Below are 4,568 nucleotides of genomic sequence, written 5' to 3'. Positions count from 1 at the left end.
CAGCAACAGCTACAGGGGCGTCGCCAAGCGGTAAGGCAGCAGGTTTTGATCCTGCCATGCGTTGGTTCAAATCCAGCCGCCCCTGCCATTTTCCCATGCTCATCCAGGTATTCCCTCAACCGGCAGGTTTTGCGCGAATACAGGATGATCGTCTATATCGACAACCGCACTCTCTTCCTTGGCTTTTCCGGCGTGTCGAATGCCGGTGGCTGCGCAGCCGTGACCTTGCGCGGCGAAGGCCTCAGCGGTCGCCTGATCGAAACCCGACTGTTACCAACGAAAACCCAACGGTTTATCGAGTTCCTGCGTGAGCAACTCCAGGATGCCTGACGCCGTTCCTTGGGAAAGGGGCCAAGCTATCGCAGCATTGCCCAACGCACCAGCAGCGCCATCGCAAACCTCATTTCTGCCTGCCATTCGAATACTGGAAAGCGCCTCGACTGTCGTAAAAACGACCTGTTGACGCTGAACGCGAACCCTCGTGACTTTTCTGTTGAACGACTGTTCAGCTTCGACTATGTTCGTTCCACCTTCTCCCCGGCTGGTTGCGGGCTTGCGTTTCTTCTTCCCGAACGAGGCACTGGCATGCGGTTTTCACCCTTTGTTGAGCGGATCTCGGGCCAGGGCGTTGCCGCCTGGGATATTCACCATGCCGCGTTCGATGCCCAGCGCCGTGGCGAGGATGTCATCATCCTCAGCGTCGGGGACCCGGATTTCCCCACGCCAGACTTCATTACCGATGCCGCGGTTGATGCCCTGCGTGAGGGCGACACGCACTACACCGAAATCGCCGGTCGCCTGGCCTTGCGCGAAGCCATCGCCGCGCGATACAGCCAACTGTTCGGCCGTGAGCTGCAAGCGTCAAACGTCATCAATGTGGCGGGGGCGCAGAACGCACTGTTCATCACCTCACTGTGCCTGCTGACTGCCGGCGACGAAGTACTTGCCCTGGACCCGATGTACGTGACTTACGAGGCGACGCTCAAGGCCTCCGGCGCGACGCTGGTGCGGGTGCCTTGCGCGGCGGATTCGGGTTTCCGGCTCGATGCCGCGGTGCTGGCCAAGGCCATCACCCCGCGCACCCGGGCGATTTTCCTGTCCAATCCGAACAACCMCACCGGCGTGGTGCTCAGTCGCGAAGAGCTGCAAGCCATCGCGGATCTCGCCATCACCCATGACCTGTGGGTCGTGGTGGATGAGGTCTATGAGAGCCTGGCGTTCGAACGCGAGCACTTCAGTCTGGCGGCCTTGCCGGGCATGGCCGAGCGTTGCGTGGTCATCGGCAGCCTGTCGAAATCCCATGCCATGACCGGCTGGCGGATCGGCTGGATCGTCGCCGCTGAAGCCCTGGTGGCGCATGCCGAAACCCTGATGCTGAGCATGCTCTACGGCTTGCCGGGGTTTGTCATGGAGGCCGCGCTCAAGGCTGTGCAGGCCCATGAGGACGTGACCCACGGCATGCGCGAAATCTATCGCCGTCGTCGTGATCTGGTGGTGAAAGGCTTGTCTGATTGCCCGGGAATTTCAGTGCTCACGCCCGATGCCGGCATGTTCGTGCTGGTGGACGTGCGGGGCACTGGCCTGAGTTCTCTGGAGTTCGCCTGGCGTCTGTTGCGCGAGGCGCAGGTATCGGTTCTCGATGCGGCGGCTTTCGGCGAACCGGCACAAGGCTTTGTGCGGCTCTCGTTCACGCTCGGTGAAGAACGACTGGCCCAGGCCTGCCAGCGTATTCGCGATTTTGTCCGGGTGTTGAAAGGCGAAGCGCCGCGACCGGCGATCACTCGTGTGACCAGCCAAGCGGCCACTGAGCCGGTCGCGGCCAAGACCATGATCGAGGTTGATGGCCTGCACAAACGCTTCGGCAATATCGAAGTCCTCAAAGGCGTCTCCCTGACGGCCCGCGAAGGCGATGTAATCTCCCTGATCGGCGCCAGCGGCTCGGGAAAAAGTACTTTGCTGCGCTGCATCAATATGCTCGAAGTGCCCGACCAGGGGCGCATTCTGGTGGACGGCGAAAGCATTCAGTTGAACTTCGACCGTCCCGGCGCGCCGTTGGTGTCCGACGTCAAACAGCTGGTACGGATCCGTTCGAGCCTGGGCATGGTGTTCCAGAACTTCAACCTCTGGCCCCATCGCACGGTGCTGGAAAACCTCATCGAAGCGCCGACTCAGGTCCTGCGTGAAAGCCGTGCGGAGGCCACTGAACGGGCCGAAGCCTTGCTTGAACGCGTCGGGCTTGCGGCCAAGCGCAACGAGTACCCGGCGTTTCTCTCCGGGGGACAGCAACAACGGGTGGCTATCGCCCGGGCCCTGGCCATGCGGCCCAAGGTCATGCTGTTCGATGAACCCACCTCGGCACTCGACCCGGAACTGGTCGGCGAAGTGCTGCGGGTGATCCGCTCTCTCGCCGAAGAAGGCCGGACCATGATCCTGGTGACCCATGAGATGGCCTTTGCACGCGATGTCTCTTCCAAAGTCGCCTACTTGCATCAAGGGTTGATCGAGGAAGCCGGTTCGCCGGATGAAGTGTTCGTACACCCACGCAGCGAACGTTGCCGACAATTCGTCAACGCTCATCAGACTCGCTAATAACATAAAAAAAAAGGGGAACAATCATGGGAAATCGACGTTTGGCAAACTGGTTGACCGGCGTGGCCTGCGTAATGCTGGCCGGCATGAGTGCGGCACAGGCGCAGCCGATCAGGTTCGCGGTCGCCGCCGAACCGTATCCGCCGTACACCGAGAAGCAGGCCAACGGTGAATGGAAAGGCTTTGAAGTCGACCTGATCCACAAGCTGTGCAGCGAAATGAAAGCCGAGTGCGAGATCAAGGAAGTGGCGTGGGACGGGATCATCCCGTCGCTGCTGGCGAAGAAGATCGACGTGATCTTCTCTTCCATGTCGGTGACCGAAGAGCGCGAAAAACAGATCGCGTTCAGCAAGGCCTACTACGACTCGGCGATTGCGCTTGTCGGGCCCAAGGGCACTGCGGTGAACAAGTACCCGGATGACCTCAAGGGCAAGATCATCGCGGTGCAGAACTCGACAGTGAGCGCCAGTTACCTGAAGGCTTACTACGAAAAAATTGCCGACGTGAAGTATTACGACACCCAGGACTCGGCCAACGCCGACCTGATTGCCGGTCGAGTCGACCTGATGATGGCGGACGGCACGGCCATGGCGGCATTCGTCAAGACGCCGGATGCCAAGGACCTGGCCTACCTGGGCACGGTGCCTTATGACCCGATCTTCGGCAAAGGCGTGGGCGCCGGTCTGCGCAAGGATGACACCGAGCTCAAGGCCAATCTCGACAAGGCGATCAAGACCCTGCTGGCGAGCAAGGACTATGACGACCTCTCCCAAAGCTACTTCGGGACCAGCGTGAAGCCCGCGTTCTGACCTGAACACAAATCCTGTGGGAGCGAGCCTGCTCGCGATGAGGGCACAACAGTCAACATCTATGGTGACTGAACCACCGCCATCGCGAGCAAGCCCGCCCCCACAAGGTCCAGCGGTGTCCTCACGCCTGCTAACCGGAGAGTGAAATGCCAGCAATGTTCGAGTTGATCGATTTCAGCGAACAAGGATGGGGCAGTGCGCTGTTGAAGGGGCTCTGGATGACCCTGCAAATATCGGCCGGGGCCTTTGTGGTCGGGCTGTTCATTGGCCTGGTGGTGGCCTGTCTCAAGTTGAACGCGCCCAAACCGATTGCGGCACTGATGCGTGGCTACACCACATTGTTCCGGGCGGTTCCGGAATTATTACTGATCCTGTTGCTGTACTACGTCGGCTCCATGCTCCTCAATTCGCTGATGGCCCGGATGGGTTACGGCGCGATGGATGTCAGCGGTCCTTTGGCGGCAATCCTGGTGCTGGGCCTGGTGCAAGGCGCCTATGCCTCGGAGATTTTCCGGGCGGCGATCCAGGCGATTCCCTTTGGTCAGATCGAAGCGGCGAGGGCGTTCGGCCAGAGCGGGTTCGGACTGTTCCGGCGCGTCACGCTGCCGATCATGGCGCCTTATGCGATGGCCGGGATGGCCAACCTGTGGATCAACCTGATCAAGGACAGCGCATTGATCAGCGTAGTCGGCACCAACGAGCTGTTGTACACCGCCAAGCAAGGGGCGGGTTCGACGCGTCACTACCTGTTGTTCTACCTCACGGCCGCGGCGATGTACTACGTGGTGACGTTGGTGTCCAACTACCTGTCGGGACGGCTTGAGCGACGCACGCGTCGCTGGATGCCTTTGGCTGAGTGAATGAAATGATTCCAGCGTGGATAGTTGAATACGCGGCGCTGTTGGGCCGAGGGCTGCAAACGAGCATCACCCTTCTGTTGTTTGCCAGTGCGTTCGGTTTTTTGCTCGCGGTGCTGGTGGCGCTGGCCCGGATCTCGAAGAATAAAGTCATCGCCAAGGCCAGCCTGTTCTACACCAGTGTGTTTCGCGGGACACCGTTGCTGATCCAGATCTACATCTTCTATTACGGGCTTGGCAGCCTGTTTGCACAGTTTCCGCTGATCCGTGGCAGTTTTCTCTGGCCTTATCTGCGTGACGGCTACTGGTACAT

5 protein-coding genes and 1 tRNA gene are annotated in these 4,568 nt (G+C 60.0%); all 6 read left to right on the top strand.

The features are described from left to right. Positions 1–13: 13 nt before the first annotated feature. Positions 14–88: transfer RNA gene (locus AC1DH9_RS23180), tRNA-Gln, on the top strand. Positions 89–144: 56 nt separating this feature from the next. Beyond that, positions 145–330 carry a hypothetical protein gene (locus AC1DH9_RS23175; protein ID WP_427545862.1) on the top strand — a complete coding sequence of 62 codons (186 nt, stop codon included), beginning with the start codon at positions 145–147 and terminating at the stop codon, positions 328–330. Between the two features lie 255 nt (positions 331–585). Further along, positions 586–2,589: an aminotransferase class I/II-fold pyridoxal phosphate-dependent enzyme gene (locus AC1DH9_RS23170; protein WP_477808844.1), complete on the top strand. Its 2,004-nt coding sequence runs from the start codon at positions 586–588 to the stop codon at positions 2,587–2,589. 26 nt (positions 2,590–2,615) lie between these two features. After that, positions 2,616–3,398: a transporter substrate-binding domain-containing protein gene (locus AC1DH9_RS23165; RefSeq protein WP_103317292.1), complete on the top strand. Its 783-nt coding sequence runs from the start codon at positions 2,616–2,618 to the stop codon at positions 3,396–3,398. A gap of 146 nt (positions 3,399–3,544) precedes the next feature. Beyond that, positions 3,545–4,258, top strand: coding sequence for an ABC transporter permease (locus AC1DH9_RS23160; protein WP_054597921.1), 714 nt, complete (start codon positions 3,545–3,547; stop codon positions 4,256–4,258). Positions 4,259–4,263: 5 nt separating this feature from the next. Continuing rightward, positions 4,264–4,568 (top strand): ABC transporter permease subunit (locus AC1DH9_RS23155; RefSeq protein WP_477808845.1); only part of this gene is annotated, 305 nt, incomplete at its 3' end.

The organism is Pseudomonas sp. 05T35 (assembly GCF_056396605.1).
This window is presented reverse-complemented; position numbering and strand designations above follow the sequence as displayed.

Coding starts and splice junctions, on each gene's coding strand:
- AC1DH9_RS23175 (WP_427545862.1), top strand. CDS start 145: ATGATCGTCTATATCGACAACCGCACTCTCTTCCTTGGCTTTTCCGGC.
- AC1DH9_RS23165 (WP_103317292.1), top strand. CDS start 2,616: ATGGGAAATCGACGTTTGGCAAACTGGTTGACCGGCGTGGCCTGCGTA.
- AC1DH9_RS23160 (WP_054597921.1), top strand. CDS start 3,545: ATGCCAGCAATGTTCGAGTTGATCGATTTCAGCGAACAAGGATGGGGC.